This is a genomic window from Butyricicoccus faecihominis, assembly GCF_014648015.1.
GTDB classification, from domain to species: Bacteria; Bacillota; Clostridia; order Oscillospirales; family Butyricicoccaceae; genus Agathobaculum; species Agathobaculum butyriciproducens.
Genome location: NZ_BMQH01000001.1, coordinates 135,433 through 156,382, shown reverse-complemented (window position 1 = coordinate 156,382; position 20,950 = coordinate 135,433). Strand labels below are relative to the sequence as shown.

General features: G+C 55.4%; 18 protein-coding genes and 4 tRNA genes. All 22 read right to left on the bottom strand.

What is annotated here, in order from left to right; translation table 11 throughout:
• Positions 1-60: 60 nt before the first annotated feature.
• On the bottom strand, positions 61-408 hold the full coding sequence (locus IEY11_RS00615; RefSeq protein ID WP_117491053.1) for a cupin domain-containing protein: 348 nt from the start codon (positions 406-408) through the stop codon (positions 61-63).
• 146 nt (positions 409-554) lie between these two features.
• Positions 555-2,606, bottom strand: a complete 2,052-nt coding sequence (locus IEY11_RS00610) for a sensor histidine kinase (protein WP_188885468.1) — start codon at positions 2,604-2,606, stop codon at positions 555-557.
• 2 nt (positions 2,607-2,608) lie between these two features.
• Positions 2,609-3,295: a response regulator transcription factor gene (locus IEY11_RS00605; RefSeq protein WP_456236988.1), complete on the bottom strand. Its 687-nt coding sequence runs from the start codon at positions 3,293-3,295 to the stop codon at positions 2,609-2,611.
• 136 nt (positions 3,296-3,431) lie between these two features.
• Positions 3,432-4,016 carry an S-layer homology domain-containing protein gene (locus IEY11_RS00600; RefSeq protein ID WP_188885467.1) on the bottom strand — a complete coding sequence of 195 codons (585 nt, stop codon included), beginning with the start codon at positions 4,014-4,016 and terminating at the stop codon, positions 3,432-3,434.
• Positions 4,017-4,169: 153 nt separating this feature from the next.
• Positions 4,170-4,243: transfer RNA gene (locus tag IEY11_RS00595), tRNA-Cys, on the bottom strand.
• Positions 4,244-4,246: 3 nt separating this feature from the next.
• A tRNA-Gly gene (locus IEY11_RS00590) sits at positions 4,247-4,322 on the bottom strand.
• Positions 4,323-4,534: 212 nt separating this feature from the next.
• Positions 4,535-4,610 (bottom strand) — tRNA-Phe (locus IEY11_RS00585).
• A 29-nt stretch (positions 4,611-4,639) separates the two neighbouring features.
• Positions 4,640-4,716, bottom strand: a tRNA-Asp gene (locus tag IEY11_RS00580).
• Positions 4,717-4,826: 110 nt separating this feature from the next.
• Positions 4,827-5,708 carry an Hsp33 family molecular chaperone HslO gene (gene hslO, locus IEY11_RS00575; protein ID WP_118729910.1) on the bottom strand — a complete coding sequence of 294 codons (882 nt, stop codon included), beginning with the start codon at positions 5,706-5,708 and terminating at the stop codon, positions 4,827-4,829.
• Positions 5,709-5,711: 3 nt separating this feature from the next.
• Entirely contained in the window at positions 5,712-6,449 is a 738-nt protein-coding gene (locus IEY11_RS00570; protein WP_118360405.1) for a class I SAM-dependent DNA methyltransferase, read from the bottom strand.
• Positions 6,442-6,756: a YerC/YecD family TrpR-related protein gene (locus tag IEY11_RS00565; RefSeq protein ID WP_110436460.1), complete on the bottom strand. Its 315-nt coding sequence runs from the start codon at positions 6,754-6,756 to the stop codon at positions 6,442-6,444. The genes IEY11_RS00570 and IEY11_RS00565 overlap by 8 nt, the downstream gene beginning before the upstream one ends.
• 1,159 nt (positions 6,757-7,915) lie before the next feature.
• On the bottom strand, positions 7,916-10,132 hold the full coding sequence (locus tag IEY11_RS00560; RefSeq protein WP_188885466.1) for a DNA gyrase/topoisomerase IV subunit A: 2,217 nt from the start codon (positions 10,130-10,132) through the stop codon (positions 7,916-7,918).
• Complete coding sequence (locus tag IEY11_RS00555) at positions 10,132-11,139, bottom strand: acyltransferase (protein WP_119215028.1); 1,008 nt, start codon at positions 11,137-11,139, stop codon at positions 10,132-10,134. Before IEY11_RS00555 ends, IEY11_RS00560 begins: the two co-directional genes overlap by 1 nt.
• Positions 11,140-11,162: 23 nt before the next feature.
• A complete protein-coding gene (locus tag IEY11_RS00550; RefSeq protein ID WP_117492738.1) occupies positions 11,163-13,157 on the bottom strand; it encodes a DNA gyrase/topoisomerase IV subunit B in 1,995 nt (664 codons plus the stop codon).
• Positions 13,158-13,788: 631 nt separating this feature from the next.
• Positions 13,789-14,319, bottom strand: coding sequence for an LOG family protein (locus IEY11_RS00545; RefSeq protein ID WP_118729913.1), 531 nt, complete (start codon positions 14,317-14,319; stop codon positions 13,789-13,791).
• A 188-nt stretch (positions 14,320-14,507) separates the two neighbouring features.
• Complete coding sequence (gene rpsU / locus IEY11_RS00540) at positions 14,508-14,690, bottom strand: 30S ribosomal protein S21 (RefSeq protein WP_031472056.1); 183 nt, start codon at positions 14,688-14,690, stop codon at positions 14,508-14,510.
• 170 nt (positions 14,691-14,860) lie between these two features.
• Positions 14,861-17,269, bottom strand: a complete 2,409-nt coding sequence (leuS, locus tag IEY11_RS00535; protein ID WP_188885465.1) for a leucine--tRNA ligase — start codon at positions 17,267-17,269, stop codon at positions 14,861-14,863.
• An 84-nt stretch (positions 17,270-17,353) separates the two neighbouring features.
• A complete protein-coding gene (gene rsfS, locus IEY11_RS00530; protein ID WP_110436454.1) occupies positions 17,354-17,719 on the bottom strand; it encodes a ribosome silencing factor in 366 nt (121 codons plus the stop codon).
• Between the two features lie 67 nt (positions 17,720-17,786).
• Entirely contained in the window at positions 17,787-19,292 is a 1,506-nt protein-coding gene (locus tag IEY11_RS00525; RefSeq protein WP_188885464.1) for an LCP family protein, read from the bottom strand.
• Positions 19,293-19,310: 18 nt separating this feature from the next.
• Positions 19,311-19,892 carry a bis(5'-nucleosyl)-tetraphosphatase (symmetrical) YqeK gene (yqeK, locus tag IEY11_RS00520; protein ID WP_118360399.1) on the bottom strand — a complete coding sequence of 194 codons (582 nt, stop codon included), beginning with the start codon at positions 19,890-19,892 and terminating at the stop codon, positions 19,311-19,313.
• Positions 19,893-20,042: 150 nt separating this feature from the next.
• The gene (gene nadD / locus IEY11_RS00515; RefSeq protein WP_188885463.1) at positions 20,043-20,636 is read right to left on the bottom strand and encodes a nicotinate (nicotinamide) nucleotide adenylyltransferase; all 594 of its coding nucleotides are present in this window, start codon (positions 20,634-20,636) and stop codon (positions 20,043-20,045) included.
• Positions 20,633-20,932, bottom strand: a complete 300-nt coding sequence (locus tag IEY11_RS00510) for a YhbY family RNA-binding protein (RefSeq protein ID WP_110436450.1) — start codon at positions 20,930-20,932, stop codon at positions 20,633-20,635. The genes nadD and IEY11_RS00510 overlap by 4 nt, the downstream gene beginning before the upstream one ends.
• Between the last annotated feature and the right edge of the window lie 18 nt (positions 20,933-20,950).

Genomic DNA, 20,950 nt, shown 5'->3' with positions numbered 1-20,950 from the left:
GTTTAAATTACTTCCTTATCACTGTTAAACCAAGGTTTCGGGTTCTTTGCGTCTCTGCGCTTACTTCATAATGATCAGTGCCATGAACACGAGATCGGTATCGCCGGTATTATCCAGCGCATGACCGGTGCCATCCGGACAGAAGGTCACGTCGCCCGCCTTGACCGGATAGGACTTCTCACCATCGTTATACGAGCCTTCACCGCTCAGGATGTAGTACGTCTCGGTCTCGCCGTGGTGCTCATGGAAGCCGAGCGTGCAGTTCGGCTCGATGGTTACCTTTGCATACAGGCCGCACTTGCCGTCCAGCTCCTTCTCTCCGAGCAGGCGCTCGATGATAACGTGGCCCTTGCCGCCGGCCATCTGCTCTACCTTATCTACCTGATGTTCGCTTGCAGTCGTAATCATAATTCTTTCCGCCTTTCTTGTCCTGGGCAATACCGCATGATTGAAGCTGCGGTGTTGCCCTTACCGCTTGCGCAGTTTCTTGTCAATTCCTATTATAGCGGTTGCAATCCAAATTACAAGATAAGATTTCCATTTCCGCGAAGAATTTACTTTGCCATCATGCCATACACCGGAAAGCCGATACGCACCTTAAACTGATCGCCGTCCACCGAGACCTCGAACGTGCCGCCGCAGGCCTCGGTATAGCTTTTTGCGATGGCGAGACCCAGACCGCTGCCTTCGGTTGAGCGCGCCGCGTCACCGCGGACAAACCGTTCGGTGATCTCATCGGCTGCAAAGTCCATCTCGTAGTTGGCGGTGTTTTTGAGTTCAATAATTGCCTGACCGTTCTCCTCTGCAACAGAGAGGAACACGCGCGTGCCCTTGAGCGCATATTTCACGCAGTTGCCGATGAGATTCTCCAGCACGCGGGACAGCTTTCGTCCGTCCGCCCAAATGGGCAGCTCCCGCTCGGGAATGGCGGCTTTGACGGTCAAACCGCTCTCCTGCACGGCCTTGTCCTGCTCCGCGAGCGCCTGCCGTGCGAGCGTGCACGCATCCAGCCGTTCGCTGATAATCTGCTCTGCGCCCGACTGCACCTTGGAGATATCGAACAGGTCGCTCGTCAGATTCTTGAGCCGCAGACCCTTTTGATGGATAATGCGGGCGTAGTCGTTCGCCTCCTCCGGCGTTAAATCCATTTTGCCGAGCAGATCGGAGTAGTTGAGGATGCTGGTCAGCGGCGTTTTCAGATCGTGGCTGACGTTGGTAATCAGTTCGCTCTTCATGCGCTCGGCGCGGACTTCGTTCTGCAGTGCTGCCTGCATGCCGTCACCGAGCGAGTTGATGTCCTCGGCCATCTCCGCGAACACGCCCTCCGGCATATCGGTCAGCTTGAAGCCGAGGTCGCCCGCACGCAGCCGGTGCAGCGCGTCCACGATACGCTCAAAGCCGGTGATGCGTTTGATGAGAAAGTAACCTGCCGCGAGGAACCAGACCGTGCCGAACACGAAGACAAAAAACGAGCCGCCCACTCCGCCGAACACCGCCGCAAGGAACGCGAGAACAACCGAATACGCCGTAAAGAGCAGCACAACGTTGCGCGTTTTGTAGTCGCGGAACAGCATGCGGCGCAGTTTTCTGAAACTTTGCCGGATGCACTTGCATACCTTAATAAAGGTTCGCCAGCACCAGAGGATGAATCGAATCGACCAGCACTGCTTGACGAAGCTGCGGTTCTTGATCACACGCACGAGCGACAGCGTAAGTTCAAGTGCGAACGCAAACGCCGCGACGAAAAACAGGATGGACGGTACGAGCAATATCGACATGTCGTTTGTGCCGTTCAGCAATTCACCCATCAGTGCCAGATTCAGTCCGCCTGCCGTGCCGAGCACCGCCCAGAAGCACAGCACGTTCACTTCCACCGGCAGACGGTCGATGGTGACAAGGTGCACGTCCTCATCCTCCGGCTTGCGGCCGGTGACGAACAGCAGGAACACGAACAGCACCAGTGCAATGCACGTCAGCACAATCGCCCGATGGAGCACGCCGGTAATCTGTGTTTTCTGCATTTCCCACTCGGCCTTGATGGGTGCAGCCTGTGCGTCCGTAAAGCGCACCAGCAGTAACGTGTTCTCCGGGTACAGATGGAACTTATTGAACTTCCAGCCTTCCTCTGCCGCATCCTCCTCGGTGTAGTAGCCGTAACTGTCCGTTTCCTCATCGTAAACCGCAAGCGGATAGCCGTAGTACATTCCCACATTGGACTGCACATTGCCACCCGGCCGTGTGATCATGTAAAACGCAGAATTTTTTGCCGCGGCTTCGGTCAGCGTGTCATCGCCGACCGTTTTATCGCCCATTCTGCCGAAATAGCTCCCCGCAAAATCCGTATGCTGCCTGCTGAATTCCGCTGCGTCCATGCCATCCTCAAACGCATTCGCCATTTCAGCACACATTATGCCGAGCTGCTGATGCATATAGGACGAGTCGGCAAAATCGCCCTCAAAGCGATAGACCATTTGGTCAAGGCCGTTCGCGGCAAAATCTGTTATCGTGTTCTCGGTGAGAAACAGTGCACCTGCAAAGCACCCCACAATGCCCGCAAACGCGATAAGCTTTACTACCGTACTGCGTAAGATCCCCTTGATATTCATACTCACTCGCTCCTTTCGATCTTGTAGCCGACGCCCCACACTACCTTGAGGTAGCGCGGCTCCTTCGGGTTGATCTCTATCTTTTCGCGGATGTGCCGCACATGGACGGCGATGGCGTTGTCGCTGACGATATCGTCATTCCACACCTGCCGGTAAATCTCCTCGGTGGAGAACACCCTTCCCGGGTGACGGCACAGCAGCTCAAGTATTTTGTATTCGAGCGGTGTGAGACGAACGGCTTCGCCGTCTACCGTCACGCTTTTGCTCTCGGTGTCGAGCACCAGTCCGCGGATGACGATCTGCGTTTCCTTTATCTGCATCGCGCCCAGCTGAGTGTAGCGCCGCAGCTGGCTTTTCACGCGCGCAACCAGCTCGGACGGGTTAAACGGCTTTGTAATGTAATCATCCGCACCCGCGGTCAGTCCGAGGATTTTGTCCGCGTCCTCGCTCTTGGCCGACAGCAGGATGATCGGCAGGTTTTTGCTTTCCCTTACCTTTAATAAGGTTTTGATTCCGTCCAGCTCGGGCATCATAATGTCAAGGATGATAAGGTGTACATTCTCGGTCATGACGATGTCGAGCGCCTCCAGACCGTTGTACGCCTTGCGTACCAGATAGCCGTCCGCCTGCAGGAATATCGCAATGCTTTCCACGATCTCGCGGTCGTCGTCCACCACCAGAACAGTCAGCTTTTCCATTTTCCCTTCCCCCTTTCGTTACTTCTATCTTACCACAGGTTTCTGTTGTTTTCCGCAGGGAATTTCTTTAGATTTTATGAAGATGCAAAAAAGTCCCTCGGTTGAGGGACTTTTCTTTGCTGCGTGTTTATTTGCTGATTGCGTTGTAAATCATCTGCGCGGCATACTGACGCGGGAGCGCATCATCCGGCTTTGTATTTACAGAGACCAGAAGACCGTCTTTATCTGCCAGCTTCAAGGTATTTTCCTTCCACTGTGCACCGGTCAGACCATCCTTCTGTACATCGTGACCGCTGTATACCAGCAGCATTTTCGCGGCTTCAGCAGTTGTTACAGACGCATTCGGCGCAAAAACCGTACTCGACTTGCCGGAAACGATACCATAAGCCTGACAATACTTAACGTAGCCGTTCGACCAGGTACCGGCCGTATCCGCAAACGTGTCGGTCATATCCTTTGCGTAGTAAGACGCATCATCCGAACCGGTACGCAGTACGAACATCATCTTGGCCATCTGGGCACGGGTGACGGGCGTGTCCGGCTTGAACGAACCGTCCTCAAAGCCCTTGATGACGTTCTTCTCGGTCAAAGTGTCCAGCACCTTGCTGTCCACCTTGATGCTGCTCTGGTCGGTGAATGCTGCACCGGCAAAGGCTGTTGCTGCGCAGGCTGCCGCCATGCTCAGCGCGATCAGTCGCTTTCTGAGTGTCATATTAAATTCCTCCTTTTATTGCATGGACGCCGTAGTACATCCATAAGTGGAATATAACACAGTCTGCTGTATTTGTCAACCTTTACCTGCATTTGTGCAAATTCGTGTGATTTTGTGCAAAACAAAAAGACTGATGTTTTCACATCAGTCTTTTGGAGGTACCACCCAGAATCGAACTGGGGATCAGGGAGTTGCAGTCCCACGCCTTACCGCTTGGCTATGGTACCATGTGGAGCGGCTGACGAGGCTCGAACTCGCTACCTCCACCTTGGCAAGGTGGCGCTCTACCAGATGAGCTACAGCCGCATATTTGGTTTTCACGCTAACGCGATTTTTGTCAGTGCCGATTAGTGACCGGACGCTTCGGGTTTAACGCTCACGGGCGGAATCGCTTTTGCTGCGGCAAAAGCCACGGCGGTTGAAACAATCCACCGGATTGTTTCTAAGAGCCGCCTTTCGATTCCTTACTCGAAAGGGATTATTTTTATAATGAGTGCTTGGGGCACTCATTATAAAAATGGTGCCTCCGGGCGGAATCGAACCACCGACACGGGGATTTTCAGTCCCCTGCTCTACCGACTGAGCTACAGAGGCATATTCTTCAATCGTTTCCGATTGAAGAATGGCGACCCGGATGGGACTTGAACCCACGGCCTCTAGCGTGACAGGCTAGCGCTCTAACCAACTGAGCTACCGGGCCAGGCCGTCGTCGCTGTTTCGTTTTCGTTCGTATCTCTCAGCGACGATGTTTATTATACAGAACCTGTGCCCAAATGTCAACACTTTTTTCAAAGTTTTTTTATTTTCTTTTTATTTCGTTGCGTGTGTTAAAAGTTCCTGCAACTCTGCGCGGCTGAAACGATAGATTTTATCACAAAACTGGCAGGTTACCTCACTATTTTCCTGTTCTTCCGCCATCTTGCAAAGTTCGGTTTTTCCCATGCTGATCAGGGCGCGCTCTACTTTTTCACGGCTGCACGCACAGCGGTAGCCGATTTCACTGGTCTGCAGAAAATCTACCTCAAAGCCATCGAGCACCGCGCGGATAATGTCCTCGAGGCTCATGCCCTTATCGAGCATAGCAGTCATGCTCTCCAGCTTTGCCAGATTGGCCTCCAGCTTGTCAATGTCGGAATCCTTCACGCCCGGCATAAGCTGCACGAGCCAGCCGCCGGCGCACTTGACCGAGCAGTCGGTATCCACGAGCACACCGAGCGCGCACGCAGACGGAATCTGCTCGCTCTCCGCGAAATAGCGGGTCAGGTCCTCGGCAATCTCGCCGTTGACGAGCGCAACTGTGCCCGTGATCGGGTCCTTCATGCCAATGTCCTTAATGACCATCAGATAGCCGCGGCCGACACCGCCGCCTACATTCAGCTTGCCGTCCGCACGCAGCGGCAGATCGACAGCCGGGTCCTGCAGATAGCCGCGCACATAGCCGTCCGAATCACCGACGCAGACGATCGCGCCGAGCGGGCCGTTGCCCTTGATCTGCACGGTCACAGAGCCGTCCTCGGCCTTGAGCTGGCTGCCCATGATGGCAGTCGCGGTCAGCGTTCGTCCGAGGGCTGCGGTAGCCAGCGGCGTGGTGCTGTGGATTTCGTGTGCGCGCTCGACCAGCTCGGTCGTGCTGGCTGCACAAATCTGGATGCCCGCATCACGGGCGATCGCGCGAAGTAACGTATCGCTCATAAGTTAATCTCTCTTTCGTGCTGTAAAGTAAATGCGGTCCTCGCCGCCCTGTACGGGCGCAAAGGACTGGTCGCCATAGGTTTTGATCTCGGTAAAGCCGGCCTGCTCCAGCATGGCGGTCAGCTGTGCAGGCTCGTAGATGCGCTCCTCGTGCGTTTCCTGCGCACGGTGCCACACATCGTCCTCCTGCTCGAAAATATCGAACTGGTAGGCGCACAGGCCGTCCTCGACCGCCGCCTGCCATACGCAGAATACGCCGTCGTCCTCGCGGACATAGCTTTCGCCGTCAATGCGGGCGAATTTCTCGGGTGTGTTGATGTCGAATACGAACAGGCCGTCCGGATTGAGGAACGTGTGTACGCGCTCAAAGGCGGTCTGCAGTGCTTCCGGCTCGGTGACGTAGTTTACGCTGTCCAGACAGCACAGGCACGCGTCTACCGCGCCGTACAGGTCCAGCTCTTCCATACGCTGATTGAGCAGCAGCGGACGCGGCTCGCAGTCCAGCGTGTTCTGCAGCGCCTGCATGAGCATTTCCGGCGATGCATCCGCGCCAATCATATCATAGCCGCGCTGCGCCAGAATGCGCGTCAGACTGCCGGTTCCGCACGCCAGATCGAGCACCAGCGACGGCTTTACGCCTTCCCGCTCAAACAGGCGCTCGAAAAAGTCTGCCCATTCCTCGTAGCCCACGTCATCCGTGAAGCGGTCATAGTATTCCGACAGAGTCTCGTAACTATTCATGGCTCTCCTCTGCTGTTTCGTCCTCTTTGAGCCGGTCGAGCATCTTTCGGTAGCCGTCCGAGCCGTACACAAGGCACTTGTTCACGCGGCTGATCGTCGCGGTGGACGCGCCGGTCTCCTGTACGATGTCACTGTAAATGCGGCCCTCATCCAGCATGCGCGCCACCTGAAAGCGCTGCACCATGGCACGCAGCTCGGCGATCGTGCACAGATCTTCAAAAAAGTCGTAGCAATCCTCGACCGTCTGCAGCTTGAGAATACCGCGAAACAGAATGTCCATATCCTCGTCCTTCAACTTTCGATTCATGGTCTATCCCTCCCTACATTCGTTTTTTCGCTCTTATACCCTGTATTATAGCACATCGCTTTTATAGTGTAAAGCGTAAAAATATTTGGTTTTCACAGGTGGACAGGTGTCCGTGTGCGGCACTCTTTTTTGCTGCACCGGGCGATTGGGGCACCTGAACCGCGCAGGCGGTTCACCCTGTCCGGGCGGCAGTTTTTTCAGCACCGGCTGAGCGGGGTGCGCGAACTGCGTCAGCGTGTTCGCCCTGACGGGCGGCTCCTTTCTCTGCACCGGCTGACCGGGGTGCTCGAACTGCCGCAGGCGGGTTCGTCCCTAACGGGCGGGGAGTTTTTCGCTGGACCTCAGCGGGGGATTCGCCGTCTGCGGACGGCGGGAGCGTGCCGCGCCCCGCGGCGGGGGCAAAAAGGAAGGACAACCTGCGGTTTTCCTTCCTCTTTGAACTCCTGCCTTTCCCTTACTTCCTAATCTGGCGCAGATTGCCGACATGTGACCGCTGCGAAACAGGGGGAACGACAGAGGATTTTTTCTTCCGTGTTTTTCTCAACCTGTTCGCAGGATCAGATACCGTACTGCTACACATATGGGCAACTCTACGCTGGGTGCGGCATGACAGTGCCGCACAATTCAATAGCGCGTTATGATAGACAGTACCTACGAAGATAAATTGTACCAAACGCCTACATTCGCAGGTGCCTTCCGGTATAACACGTTAAGGAATTGCGCGACACGGGTATGTCGCGCCTGCTTAGATAAAATCACATGTGTAGCAGTGCGTTATCTGACGCTGCGAATATGTCTCGGCATGGGAGCACACTGTGCTCCCCTACGGTAGAAAAAATCCTCTGCCGTCCCCTATTTCGAAGCGGTCACATATCGGCAATCTGCGCCAGACTCTCCCCAAAGGAAGTGGGAGTTAAGAGGGTAGAAACCTTGGTGTCTACCCTCTTGCCCCGCCGCGGGGCGCGGCGAATCCCCTCGCTGAGGTTCAGCGAAAAACTCCCCGCCCGTCAGGGACGAACACGCTTACGCAGTTCGCGCACCCCGCTCAGCCGGTGCAGAAAAAGAGCCGCCCCGTCAGGACGAACACGCTTGCGCGGTTCGTGTCCCCCGCAAAATCGGTGCAAAGAAAAAACGCAGAGGAAACCCTCTGCGTTTCGCATTAAAGCAATTTGAGCTGCTTATCCGGCAAATCCTCATCGGTAAGCAATGCGCCGATGGACGGAATACTGCGGCAGCGGTAGCGCGCATTATCGCTGAGCGCGGCGTCCTCGGTGCGGCACGCCCGCGTAATGGTATGCTTGCCGCGCAGCACCATGGTCTGCACACCCTGCGTGGAACGGCTCGCCTTGACATCAAGCATGCTCGCGCGGAACGTGAGCGCACGGTTGGCGGTCGAGAACATGGTGATCTCGCTCTCCTCCTCGATCGGGTGGAAGAACGCCACAGCCGGCGCCTTATCCGAGTACGCGCCTGTCAGGCGGCGTCGGTTGGTCTTGGTCTCGAAGGATTCCATAGAAAACCGGGCTGCCTTGCCGTTTTTGAACACAACGACCATACTGCCCTTGTAATCTCCCGGCAGAACCGCGTAAACCGGCATTTCGCCCTCGTCCATCTCGAGCTTAGACGCAAGGTAATCACCGAGCACAGACGCCTTGCTGTCCTCAAAATCGTACAGGTGCGCCTTGTACGCCTGCTGCATATTGGTGAAAAAGATAATTTCGTTCTTGTTGGTCGCCTCAGCCGTCCAGAACACCTCATCGCCCTCTTTGAGCTTATGGTCCTGCGACATGCGCCACGACTGCGGCGTAATCTTCTTGAAGTAGCCCTCGCGGGTGAGGAACAGCAGCACCGGATAATCCTCGATGTGATCCTCCTCGTCGAACTGCTGCACGTTGTCCGCGGTGATGATGCGCGTGCAGCGCTCGGAGGGGTACTTCTTGATGATCTGCTCCAGCTCTTTGATGATGATATTGCGGATCTTCGCCTTGGATTTGACGATTTCCTCCAGCTTTTTAATCTCGTTTTCGAGTGCTTCGGTCTCCTGCGTGCGCTTCAGGATATACTCCTTGTTGATGTTGCGCAGACGGATATCCGCAATAAATTCGGCCTGGATTTTGTCGATGCCGAAGCCTTCCATCAGGTTCGGGATAACATTTGCGTCCTCTTCGGTCTCGCGGATGATTTTAATCGCCTTGTCGATATCGAGCAGGATTTTGCGCAGACCGAGCAGCAGATGCAGCTTGTCCTTCTTCTTGTTGAGGTCGAAGAACACGCGGCGGCGAACGCATTCGGTGCGCCACGCTGTCCACTCATCGAGCAGTTCGGCTACGCCGAGCACGCGCGGCATGCCTGCAATCAGCACGTTGAAGTTGCAGGAGAAGCTGTCCTGCAGGGTGGTCATCTTCATCAGCTTGGCCATCAGCTTTTCCGGGTCGGTGCCGCGCTTGAGGTCGATGGCGATCTTCAGACCGGAAAGGTCGGTCTCGTCGCGCACATCGGCAATCTCGCGCACCTTGCCGTTCTTGACCAGCTCGGCGATCTTGTCGATGATGGCCTCGATGGTGGTCGTGTACGGAATCTCCGTGATCTCGATCAGGTTGTCTTTCTTGTTGTACGCCCATTTTGCACGCACCTTGAACGAGCCGCGTCCGGTGCGGTAGATGGCACGCATTTCCGCTTCATCGTAGATGAGTTCGCCGCCGGTGGTAAAATCCGGCGCAGGCAGCGTGGAAAGAATGTCGTGCTCGGGGTTTTTGATAAGCTCGATGGTCGTGCGGCAGACTTCCGCGAGGTTAAAGCCGCAGAAATTGGATGCCATGCCGACCGCAATGCCGGTATTCGCGGACACGAGAATGTTCGGGTAGGTCGTCGGCAACAGCGTCGGCTCCTTCATCTCGCCGTCATAGTTATCCACAAAATCCACCGCGTCGGTGTCGATATCGCGGAACAGCTCGGCACAGAACGCATCCAGCTTTGCCTCGGTATAACGCGGCGCGGCGTATGCCATATCGCGCGAATATACCTTGCCGAAGTTGCCCTTGCTGTCCACAAACGGCATGAGAAGCGCCTCATTGCCGCGTGTCAGGCGCACCATAGTCTCGTAGATAGCCGCATCGCCATGCGGGTTCAGCTTCATGGTCTGACCCACGATGTTCGCGGATTTGGTGCGGTTGCCGTTCAGCAGGCCCATCTTGTACATGGTGTACAGCAGCTTGCGGTGAGACGGCTTGAAGCCGTCAATCTCCGGGATCGCGCGGGACACGATAACGCTCATCGCGTACGGCATGTAGTTCTCGCGCAGCGTGTCCGTGATGCGCTGATCGACCGAAGGGTGTTCTTTATATACTTTTGGTTCGTCGGTTTTCTTTTTTGCCATTATGCTCTCCTTTGCAGGATTTTCTTTCTACGTTTTGCGCCGCCCAGATACTCGCCGAACGGCAGATAAGACAGTGTGACCGCAATCGCCAATCCGCCCGCAAGCGCAAGCGCAAACATCTGCCACAGCCGCAGATAAGTAACCTGCGGCTGCCGTGTCGTCCATTCGTTCCACAGACGCAGCACCAGCGGATGTGCCAGATACAGTCCGAAGGAATGCCGCGCGATAAACTGCAGCGGCTTCGGAATCTCCGGCAGCCTGCTGAACAGTGCCCACAGCACGGCCCATGTCAGCAGTGTGTAAACCGTTGCGTCCGGCCGCAGACCCATTTTATAGGCTGCCGCAGAATTCTCTTCCGTCATCAGCACCAGCATCGCCGAAAGCACCCATAGCGGCAGACAGACGCGCAGGCGCAGTCGGTTGCTCAGACCAGATTTCGCCAGCCATGCACCGATGTTGTAGAACAGCGGCCAGCACACGAACAGACTGATCGGCGCCACCGGAAACTGCCACTGCAGCTGACCGACGGTCAGCAGGTAAAGGACAATCTCCATACCGAAGGTCAGGCCTGCGGACAGGAGCAGCGTCACCGCCGGATGCCGCTCTACCGCACGGCAGAACAGCTCGCTGAGCAGGATCAGCTGCACCAGTATGAATATGTAATACAAGTGGACGTAACTGCCGCCTGTCAGAATGTTTTTGATCGGATGTGCATGCGGTTTGCCGAACACGGCGTCCACCGCAAGGTAAAGGACCGACCAGATCAGATATGCCGGCAGCACGCGTTTCAGCCGCCGCTTTGCCGTCTGCACCGCAGACTGACCGCTATGCTGCAGCCACGAGTACATGTGTCCGTAGCCGGACAGCATGATAAACAGCGGCACAGCAAACCGCGCTATCTGATTGCAGGATACACCGACCGGGTTCATGCGGCCTGCCGAAACGTGTATCATCACCACGGCCAGCGCCGCAACTGCCCGCAGGCCGTCCATTTGCCGAATCCTCATGTCGCTATCCCCCACTTTTGCCCTTACGAAATATCTGCCAGCTCGAGATAATCCGCGCCATTCTCGGCGATATACTCCTTGCGTCCGGCAAGGTTGTCGCCGAGCAGCAGGTCGAACATTTCGCTCGTGGCAGCCGCTTCATCCGGCGTAATGCGGATCAGGCGGCGGTTTTCGGGGTTCATGGTGGTCTCCCACATCATTTCGGGCTGGTTCTCGCCGAGACCCTTGGAGCGCTGGATAAGAATCTTTTTGCCCTCCAGCTTTTTGAGGATAGCCGCTTTTTCGCTCTCATCGAACGCAAAATAGCTCTTGTCACGGTAGGTGATCTCATACAGCGGCGACTCCGCAATATAAACGTAGCCCTGTTCGATGAGCGTTGGCACCAGACGGTACAGCATGGTCAGAATGAGCGTGCGGATCTGGAAGCCGTCCACATCGGCATCGGTGCAGATGATGATACGGTGCCAGCGCAGGCTTTCGAGGTCGAACGCAGAAAGGTCCTTTGCCGCCTTGCCGCGCACCTCGACACCGCAGCCGAGGACTTTGAGAAGGTCGGTGATGATGTCATTCTTAAAGATTTTATCGTAATCCGCCTTGAGGCAGTTGAGGATTTTGCCGCGCACCGGCATGATGGCCTGAAATTCACTGTCGCGGCCCTGTTTTACCGAACCGAGTGCGGAATCGCCCTCGACGATATACAGCTCACGGCGGGACGCATCCTTGGTGCGGCAGTCCACGAACTTCTGCACACGGTTAGCGAGGTCAATATTGCCGGACAGCTTCTTTTTGATATTCAGACGCGCCTTTTCCGCCTGTTCGCGGCTGCGCTTGTTGATCAGGATCTGCTCGGCGATCTTGTCTGCCTCGGCCTTGTTCTCGATAAAGTAGATCTCGAGTCCTTCCTTTAGGAACTCGGTCATGGCCTCCTGGATGAACTTGTTGGTGATGGCCTTCTTGGTCTGGTTCTCGTAGGAGGTCTGAGTGGAGAAGCAGTTGGTGACAAGCACGAGGCTGTCGAAAATATCCTGATAAGTGACCTTGCTCTCGCTCTTGTTGTACTTGTTGTTCTGCTTGAGATACGCATCGATGGCGGACACGAACGCCGAGCGAACGGCCTTGTCCGGTGCACCGCCGTGCTCCAGCCACGAGGAGTTGTGGTAGTACTCGATCTGCGACACCGCCGAGGAGAAGCAGAACGCGCACGACAGCTTCACCTTGTACTCGGCCTTGTCGGCGCGGTCGCGTCCGCGTCGTTCGCCCTCGAGGAACTGCACCGAGGTCAGCGGATTTTCGCCTGCCAGCTCGGTCACATAGTCCACAATGCCGTTCTGATAAAGAAATTCGGTGGTCTCGTACCTGCTTCCCACCTGATTTTTCAGCACAAACTTGATATGGCTGTTGACGACCGCCTGCCGCTTGAGCGTATCCAGATAATAATCCACAGGGATGTTGATATCCGTGAAGACCTCAAGATCGGGCTTCCAGCGGATGGTCGTGCCGGTTTTGCGCGCGTTCGTCGCCTTCTTGGTGTAGCCTTCCTTGGTGCCGGTCTTGTTTTCGCCCTTTTCAAAGTGCAGGCCGTACTCGAAGCCGTCACGGATGACGGTGACGTCCATGTACTCCGAGGAATACTGCGTCGCGCAAGTGCCCAGACCGTTAAGGCCGAGCGAAAACTCATAGTTTTCGCCGGTATCGTTCTTGTACTTGCCACCTGCGTACAGCTCGCAGAAGACCAGCTCCCAGTTGTAGCGCTGCTCGTTTTCGTTCCATTCGATCGGGATACCGCGGCCATGGTCAGCGACTTCGATCGAGCCGTCCGCATAGCGTGTGGTGATGATCTCGGTGCCGTGTCCCTCTCGTGCCTCGTCGATCGAGTTGGACAGAATCTCAAAGACCGCGTGCTCGCAGCCCTCCAGTCCGTCCGAGCCGAAGATAACGCCCGGGCGCTTGCGCACACGGTCCGCACCCTTCAGCGAGGAGATGCTTTCGTTGCCGTATGACGGCTTTGCTTTGCTCATATATACTTTAACTCCCAATTTCCGAAGTTTTACTTACTTTATTATATCTGTTCAGATATGAAATAGTCATTTATATCAATTTTACACCATATCATTGTTTATGTCAATAAAACAGAACAATTGTTCTGTTTTTGCAATCCATAGAAATGCTAAAACCAGACAAACCACTGCCTTGACCCCCCATTTTGCCCGAACGCAAAAATGCGCGCTCTCAGTTCCTGCTGAAAGCGCGTTGTATGGGGCAACACCGCGCAATTAAAGCAGCGGCTTCTTGCGCAGACTCCGGTCGCGCTACCGCGGTACTTTGCGGAAATTGTGTGGTATTGCCCAATGGGTGTCTTGCACCTCTTGTTTTTGGACTGTCCGGGAGCCTGCGCGGTATTCCGTCCCACAGGGCCAGACAGATTTTTGAAGGATTGACTGCTCACACAGTCGGAGAAAAAGATTCCCTATGAAGTATCTATTTCAAAAGGGATGGCAAGTGGTTTTTAGCACTCAGCTTGCTGTTCCCTTGCTGTGATTACAGGATACAGGAATCCCATGTCTAAAGTATGTAGAAAGTTTGAAGAAACCGTAAACATACCGTTTCTAAATTGAAAATGACGCGACCGCAAACCCGATACGTCCATTTTTAATTCAGCAGAGCCGTCACTTCTTCCAGAGTATCCGCAAAATAGATTTTCTTCTGCCGTTCTTTGGTGGACAGCTCCATCTCGATCATGTGGTCGAGCAGTGCCTTCATATGGTCGTAATAGCCGTTGAGATTATAGAAAATGCACGGTGCATCCAGATGGTTCAGCGCCAGCTTGCTCATCACCTCGGCAATCTCCTCGAGCGTGCCCGTACCGCCCGGAAAGGCGATGAACGCGTCTCCAAGCTCGATCATTTTGGTTTTGCGATCGGTCATATCCTCGGTGACGATCAGCTCGGTCAGACCGTCCAGCTGCAGCTCCTGCTCGATAAAAAAGCGCGGCTCTACGCCGATTACCTTGCCGCCTGCGGCCAGTACGCTCTCCGCGACCGCGCCCATCAAACCGACCCGTGAGCCGCCGTAGACCAGTGTATGGCCGTGCCCGCCAATCCATGCGCCAAGCTCGCGCACGGCGGTTTTAAGGGCAGGCTCGCGGCCCTCGTTTGCACCCAGATATACGGTTATATTCATAATTTTGTCCTCCATTATACAGGTGTATGCAGGGTTATCGGCGGTAATGCTGGAAATTCTGATTTGCTAATTTGCACCAGCTAATCGGGGTACACAAACTGCGCAAGTGGGTTCATGCGCCCTGCTGGGTCGGTGCAGAAAAAAGAAAAGAGCAGACGTTTAACCATCTGCTCTCTGGAAATTCTATTTTAGCGGAACTTCTTCTTCTTTGCGCGTGCAGCCTCAGACTTCTTGCGGCGCTTTACGCTCGGGCTTTCATAATGCTCACGCTTGCGGAGCTCGGAAAGCGTACCCGCCTTGGCACACGAACGCTTGAAGCGACGCAGTGCGCTGTCAATAGACTCATTTTCCTTGATGCGGATCTCCGACACAGTTTTCCCTCCCTCCGCACGTTCCCCTCATGAGGATCGCTTAGCACAGTTTGTATACATCCGTACACAAAACCGTAAGGATATTATATCGAATTTCCGCGTCAATGTCAACTACTTTTTCCCGTAGTTTTCGATTTTTTCTTTTTGACGCGGAAATCCGGCATTCCTTCTTACTTTACGACAAGGTTTACGATCTTGCCCGGAACAACGATCTGCTTTACGATCTGCTTGCCCTCGATGGCGTGCTGTACCTTTTCCTCTGCCAGTGCGGTGTCAATCGCAGTCTGCTTGTCCGCATCGACTGCCAGCTTAATAGTGCACTTCAGCTTGCCGTTTACCTGTACCGCCAGTTCTACCATGCTCTCGACGGTCTTGGCCTCGTCGTAGGTCGGCCACGGTGCTACAGAGAGCAGACCGGTCTCGCCCATCTGCTGCCACAGTTCCTCGGTGATATGCGGTGCAAACGGATTGAGCAGTGCCAGGAAGGTCTTGTACTCAGCCTTGTTTACGCCCTTGTCGTAGAACTCGTTGAGCATGGTCATCAGCGCTGCGATAGCGGTGTTGGCCTTGAGATTGTCTGCATCCTCACCGACCTTCTTGATGGTACGGTTCATAAGAACCTCGTGCTGCTCGGAGTAGGTGTCGCCGTCCTGTACCTTGTCAGCCAGCGCCCATACACGCTCGAGGAAGCGGCGACAGCCCTTGATGGACTTCGGGCTCCACGGAGCAGCCTTCTCAAAGTCGCCGATGAACATCTCGTACAGACGCATGGTATCTGCGCCGTAGGTGTCAACGATTTCGTCCGGGTTGACGACGTTGCCGCGGCTCTTGGACATCTTCTCGCCGTTCTCGCCGAGGATCATGCCGTGGCTGGTGCGCTTTGCATACGGCTCCTTGGTCGGCACTACGCCGATGTCATACAGGAACTTATGCCAGAAACGGCTGTACAGCAGATGCAGCGTGGTGTGCTCCATGCCGCCGTTGTACCAGTCAACCGGAGACCAGTATTTCAGTGCTTCCGGCGAAGCAAGCGCCTTGTCGTTGTGCGGGTCCATATAGCGCAGGAAGTACCAGGAGGAACCGGCCCACTGCGGCATGGTATCGGTCTCGCGCTTTGCCGGACCGCCGCAGCACGGACAGGTGGTGTTTACCCAGTCGGTCATGTGCGCCAGCGGAGACTCGCCGTTGTCGGTCGGCTCGTAGCTGGTTACGTTCGGCAGCTCAAGCGGCAGCTGATCCTCCGGCAGAGCCACATAGCCGCACTTGTCGCACTTGACGATCGGAATCGGCTCGCCCCAGTAACGCTGACGGGAGAATACCCAGTCACGCAGCTTGTACTGCACCTTGGCATGGCCGATGCCCTTCTCGCCCAGCCACTCGATCATAGCCGGGATCGCATCCTTGACAGTCTTGCCGTTCAGAAAATCGGAATTTACCAGAATGCCGGTCTCATCCTTTGCGGTAAAGGCTGCCTTCTGGACATCCTCGCCGCCGGAAACGACCTCGATAATCTCACAGCCGAACTTCTTTGCAAACTCCCAGTCGCGGTCATCGTGCGCCGGGACAGCCATGATGGCACCGGTGCCGTAGCCCATCAGAACATAGTCAGAAACGAAGATCGGGATCTGCTTGCCGTTTACCGGATTGATTGCTGCAACGCCGTCCAGCTTAACGCCGGTCTTGTCCTTGTTCAGCTCGGTGCGCTCGAAGTCGGACTTGCGGGCAGCCTCCTCGCGGTACGCGCGAATGTCCTCGATGTTGTTCAGCTTGTCTGCCCACTGCTCGATCATCGGGTGCTCCGGGGAGATTACCATATAGGTCGCGCCGAACAGGGTGTCCGGACGGGTGGTGTAAACGGTCAGCGTATCGCCCTCAGTGGTCTTGAAATCCACCTCGGCACCAGTGGAACGGCCAATCCAGTTGCGCTGCTGAATCTTAACGCGTTCAATATAATCCACATCTTCCAGATCGTCGATCAGACGCTGTGCGTACTTGGTGATGGCGAGCATCCACTGGCTCTTGGTCTTGTGAACGACCTCGCTGCCGCAGCGCTCACAAACGCCGTTGACAACCTCCTCGTTCGCCAGAACGCACTTGCAGGAGGTGCACCAGTTTACGCTCATTTCCTTCTTGTAGGCCAGGCCCTTCTTGAACAGCTGCAGGAAAATCCACTGGGTCCACTTGTAGTAGCTCGGGTCGGTGGTATTGATCTCACGCGACCAGTCGAACGACAGACCGAGGCTCTTGAGCTGGCTCTTGAAGCGTGCGATGTTCTTCTTGGTGACCTCTGCCGGATGAACATGGTTCTTGATAGCAAAGTTCTCAGTCGGCAGACCGAATGCGTCCCAGCCCATCGGATACAGCACGTTGTAGCCCTGCATGCGCTTTTTGCGCGCAACGATATCCAGTGCGGTGTAGGAGCGCGGATGGCCTACATGCAGACCCTGACCGGACGGATACGGGAACTCAACGAGTGCATAGAACTTCTCCTTGTCCGAGTCATTCTCGGCGCAGAAGCACTGCTTCTCGTCCCAGATGTCCTGCCATTTCTTTTCTACTTGTTTATGATCGTACTTCAACGGATTCTCCCCCTAAAGTGAGTTTTTGATTTTGAGCGCGACAACGCGGCGGACACGTTTCCGGGGCCGCCGCATGTCGGTATTTTACTTGTCCTCGATACCCAGCTCTTCAAGCGTTACCGGCGTGCCGTCCTTCCACAGGTTCTCCAGATTGTAGAACTTGCGTGCCTCCGGCATGAATACATGCAGTACAGCGCAGCCGTAGTCCAGCAGCATCCACTGTGCGGATTCATAGCCCTCGGTGTGGTGCGGCATCTCGTCGTGATCGTACTTCAGGTGCCACTCTACATTGTCCGCCAGTGCCTTAACCTGCGTAGTGGAGGACGCAGAGCAGATGACGAAATACTCGGTCAGCTCGGTCAGGCGCTCAACATGCAGCACCTCAATGCCCTGAGCCTTTTTCTCGATCAGCGCTTCGCAGATCGCCTTTACAGTTTCTTTTGCAGTCAAAGTATAAACTCCTTTTGTGCGGCAGAAAAGGGTTTGCCTTTCTGCCGATTATGGTATATTGCCTTTATTATGCCTCGGGATCGTATGTTCCGCCATCGTCTCCGCCGGAGGAAGCACCGCTGTCCTCTCCGCCGCCGGTGTAATCGCCGCCGGAGTAGTCGCCGCCGCTCTCCTCACCGGAGCCGCTGCCGTTGTCGCCGCCGGAAGAGTCTCCGCCGCTGTCGCCGCCCGAGTAGTCATTGTTATCCGAATAATCACCGCCCGAGCCGCTGTTATCGTAGGATGGCTCATCGTAGCTGTAATCCGGTTCTTCGTAATAATCTTCGCTGTAATCGTACGAGCCGGAGGTATCACCCCATACATTATCTTCCTCGCCCGAGCTTACATAGCCGCCCGAGTAGGTAGTGGTATCCGGTCCGCCGACAATGTCCAGCTTGGAGATCGGCTCCTCGTAGGGGTTGAAATACTTGTTTACCAGCTCCAACGTCTGGTCGTAATACGGGAAGAAGAACGAATACTGCACCGAGGTGCCCGCCGTGCTCATCTTGCCGTAGCCGGGCAGTGTAAAGAACTGAATGCTGCTGTTGTCGATCTGCATGGCCTGCATGCCCATCCACAGCAGCTCGCCGGCGCTGAAGTCGGTCTTGACGTTCTTGAACACGGCCTCTGCGATCGAGCGGATCTTGGTCACGTTCTTGATCTGCAGCACCTGACCTGCCAGCGACTTGAGGAACTTCTGCTGATTCTCTACACGGCCTTCATCGCCGTTGGTGTACTGTACGGTGTAATCGTTGTTGTGTCTCCAGCGCAGAAAGCCGACAGTCTGCTTGCCGTCCAGATGCTGCTGGCCTTTTTTCAGGTCGATGTGCAGATTCTGCGACGGATCATCGTACTTCATATCGAACGGCACGTCATAATCCACGCCGCCGATCGCATCCACGATGGCTGCAATGCCGTCAAAATTGACGATAACGTATTTATCCGGCCGGAAGCCCATCAGACGCTCGATTTCCTTGCTCGTCTGCTCGATGTTGCCGCCCTTGCCGCCGGTATCCATGCCGTAGGCCGCGTTGATCTTCTTGCTCGCGCCGGTTGCCGTGTTGTTGCACATGGTGTCGCGCGGGATGTTCATGACGTTGATGGTCTTATCCTTGGTATCCATGGTTGCGACCATCAAAGCGTCTGTTCGTGTTTCGTCCTCATCAACTGCACCGACCACGAACGTAAACACATCGTCAATGCGGGTGCCCGAGTTGAGCAGGCTGCTCACATCGACCTTATCGCCGTTTTCCTTGTCCTTGATCGTCGCCTGCGGCGAACGGATGAACCACACCGCTGCAGCAGCTGCACACGCGAACAGCACCAGCACAACCGCCATAACGATGGCAATGCGCTTGCCCTTCTGTCTGGGTGTCAGCTTTTTTTTCTCCTTCGGAGCCTTTCCCTTTTTGCCGCCCGGCTTGGGTGCCGAGATCGGCTGGTGGTTCCCTTCCGGCTTGGGCGCTGCCTGCTGTGCCGGAGTGCTGTCTCCGTTGCGGTTTTTCCTGCCGCCGCTTCCTCCGAATAGTTTCAAACGATTCCTGCCTCCATTTTACTTGTCCCGCCAGCTGACACCCTGCCGGATCATATCATTATAAGCGGCAATGGTATCGCTGTGGATGAGTTTTCCGCGTGCGACCAGCTCGGTCAGCGTCTGGTCATAGCAGTAGAGCAGGGCACTGTCGATGTCGATCTGCGCCAGCTCACGCGCCTTGTCCACGCCGGGAAAATCACGAGTTTCTTCGATGTAATCCGCCAGATACAAGATCTTGTCAAGCAGCGTCATATGGTTCTTGCCGGTGGTGTGGCAGGCGATGGCATCGCAGATATCCTCGGGCATGTGGTATTCGGCCCGCGCGATGGCTGCCGCCGTTTTTCCGTGCAGCATTTTCGGCTCGCTTTTTTCGACGGTACAGGGTATTATACCGTATTTCTCGCATAAATTCAACTGTTCTTGCGGAGAAAGATATTTTGTTATGTCATGCAAAATGCCTGCGGTACCCGCTTTTTCCGGGTCCTCGCCGTACTTTTCTGCCAGCATGATCGCCGCACGCTCCACGCCGAGCGAGTGCTCATAGCGGTAGCCCTGCAGTCTGGAAAGGATACTTTTACGCATTTCTTCATTACATAACATAACTTTTCCCGCCTTTCTCTGTATTTCTTGCCGCAAAACTGCAGCTTTGCCGACAAGGAGGAACGAGCCGCAGGCCGTTCCTAAGTCATACAAAAATACTGGTTTTGAACAAGCTGCTGTATTTATCTGTCAAACCTGTATTTTACAGGCTTAATAGCCGTACAAATGCTTTTCTTCGATGTAATCCGCGACCGATTCCGGTGTATAGCATCGCAGTGCACCGCCCTGCCGCAGCTCGGTTGAAGAAATGGTCAGGCTGTCGCCCTGCACCAGTTCTACGGTTGCACCGAGCGAATCCTTGAGTGCCGCCGCCTTTTCGCGCAGCGCGTCCCAGTCCTCGTTTTCGCGGGCGCAGACAGCAAGCGAAGCCAGCCGCGCGATCTCGTCCGGCGCACGCCAGATTCTGTCAAACGAGAGCAGCATATCCGTGCCGACGATCAGGTGCAGGTCGGTCTCACCGCGTGCATGAAGCGCGCGGAGCGTGTCCACCGTGTAGCTTGCGCCGCCGCGGTCGATCTCGATGGTGTCCAACTGTGCCCACGGCATATCTGCCGTCAGGCGGCGCACCATTTCGCACCGGTCCTCTGCGGACGCGGTGTTCTCCGGCAGAGCCTTGTGCGGCGGAATATTGGTCGGAATGAACAGCACCCGATCTAAGTTCAGCGCACGGTGCGCGAGTTCCGCCGCGTGCAGATGTCCCAGATGCGGCGGATTGAACGTACCGCCGAGAATCCCTGTCCTCATTTTACCAGAACGATCTTGCGCTTGTCCTCATCGCTGGACTGGCGGTACAGCACAAACTTGGAGCCGATGCACTGTACAGCGTCCGCGCCGGTGGCCTCGCAGAGCGCCTCGGATACCGTGCGCGGCGTCAGCATCGCACTCTCGAGCACCTTGCCCTTGACCAGTTCATGGGATTCGAGCAGCGCGTCCAGTTCGCGTTCTACCGCGTCGGTTACGCCTTCCTTGCCGATGATCAGCGTGACTGCCAGCGGGTTTGCCATTGCACGAAGCTGTGCGCGTTGTTTTGTGTTAAGCATAAATGTAAACTCCTGTAA

Excerpts from the sequence above, each read along its gene's own strand:
- IEY11_RS00610 (WP_188885468.1), bottom strand. The coding sequence starts at position 2,606 with ATGAATATCAAGGGGATCTTACGCAGTACGGTAGTAAAGCTTATCGCG.
- nadD (WP_188885463.1), bottom strand. The coding sequence starts at position 20,636 with ATGAGGACAGGGATTCTCGGCGGTACGTTCAATCCGCCGCATCTGGGA.
- IEY11_RS00550 (WP_117492738.1), bottom strand. The coding sequence starts at position 13,157 with ATGAGCAAAGCAAAGCCGTCATACGGCAACGAAAGCATCTCCTCGCTG.
- yqeK (WP_118360399.1), bottom strand. The coding sequence starts at position 19,892 with ATGTTATGTAATGAAGAAATGCGTAAAAGTATCCTTTCCAGACTGCAG.
- IEY11_RS00565 (WP_110436460.1), bottom strand. The coding sequence starts at position 6,756 with ATGAATCGAAAGTTGAAGGACGAGGATATGGACATTCTGTTTCGCGGT.
- IEY11_RS00615 (WP_117491053.1), bottom strand. The coding sequence starts at position 408 with ATGATTACGACTGCAAGCGAACATCAGGTAGATAAGGTAGAGCAGATG.
- IEY11_RS00545 (WP_118729913.1), bottom strand. The coding sequence starts at position 14,319 with ATGAATATAACCGTATATCTGGGTGCAAACGAGGGCCGCGAGCCTGCC.
- IEY11_RS00560 (WP_188885466.1), bottom strand. The coding sequence starts at position 10,132 with ATGGCAAAAAAGAAAACCGACGAACCAAAAGTATATAAAGAACACCCT.
- IEY11_RS00510 (WP_110436450.1), bottom strand. The coding sequence starts at position 20,932 with ATGCTTAACACAAAACAACGCGCACAGCTTCGTGCAATGGCAAACCCG.
- IEY11_RS00570 (WP_118360405.1), bottom strand. The coding sequence starts at position 6,449 with ATGAATAGTTACGAGACTCTGTCGGAATACTATGACCGCTTCACGGAT.
- hslO (WP_118729910.1), bottom strand. The coding sequence starts at position 5,708 with ATGAGCGATACGTTACTTCGCGCGATCGCCCGTGATGCGGGCATCCAG.
- IEY11_RS00555 (WP_119215028.1), bottom strand. The coding sequence starts at position 11,139 with ATGAGGATTCGGCAAATGGACGGCCTGCGGGCAGTTGCGGCGCTGGCC.
- IEY11_RS00600 (WP_188885467.1), bottom strand. The coding sequence starts at position 4,016 with ATGACACTCAGAAAGCGACTGATCGCGCTGAGCATGGCGGCAGCCTGC.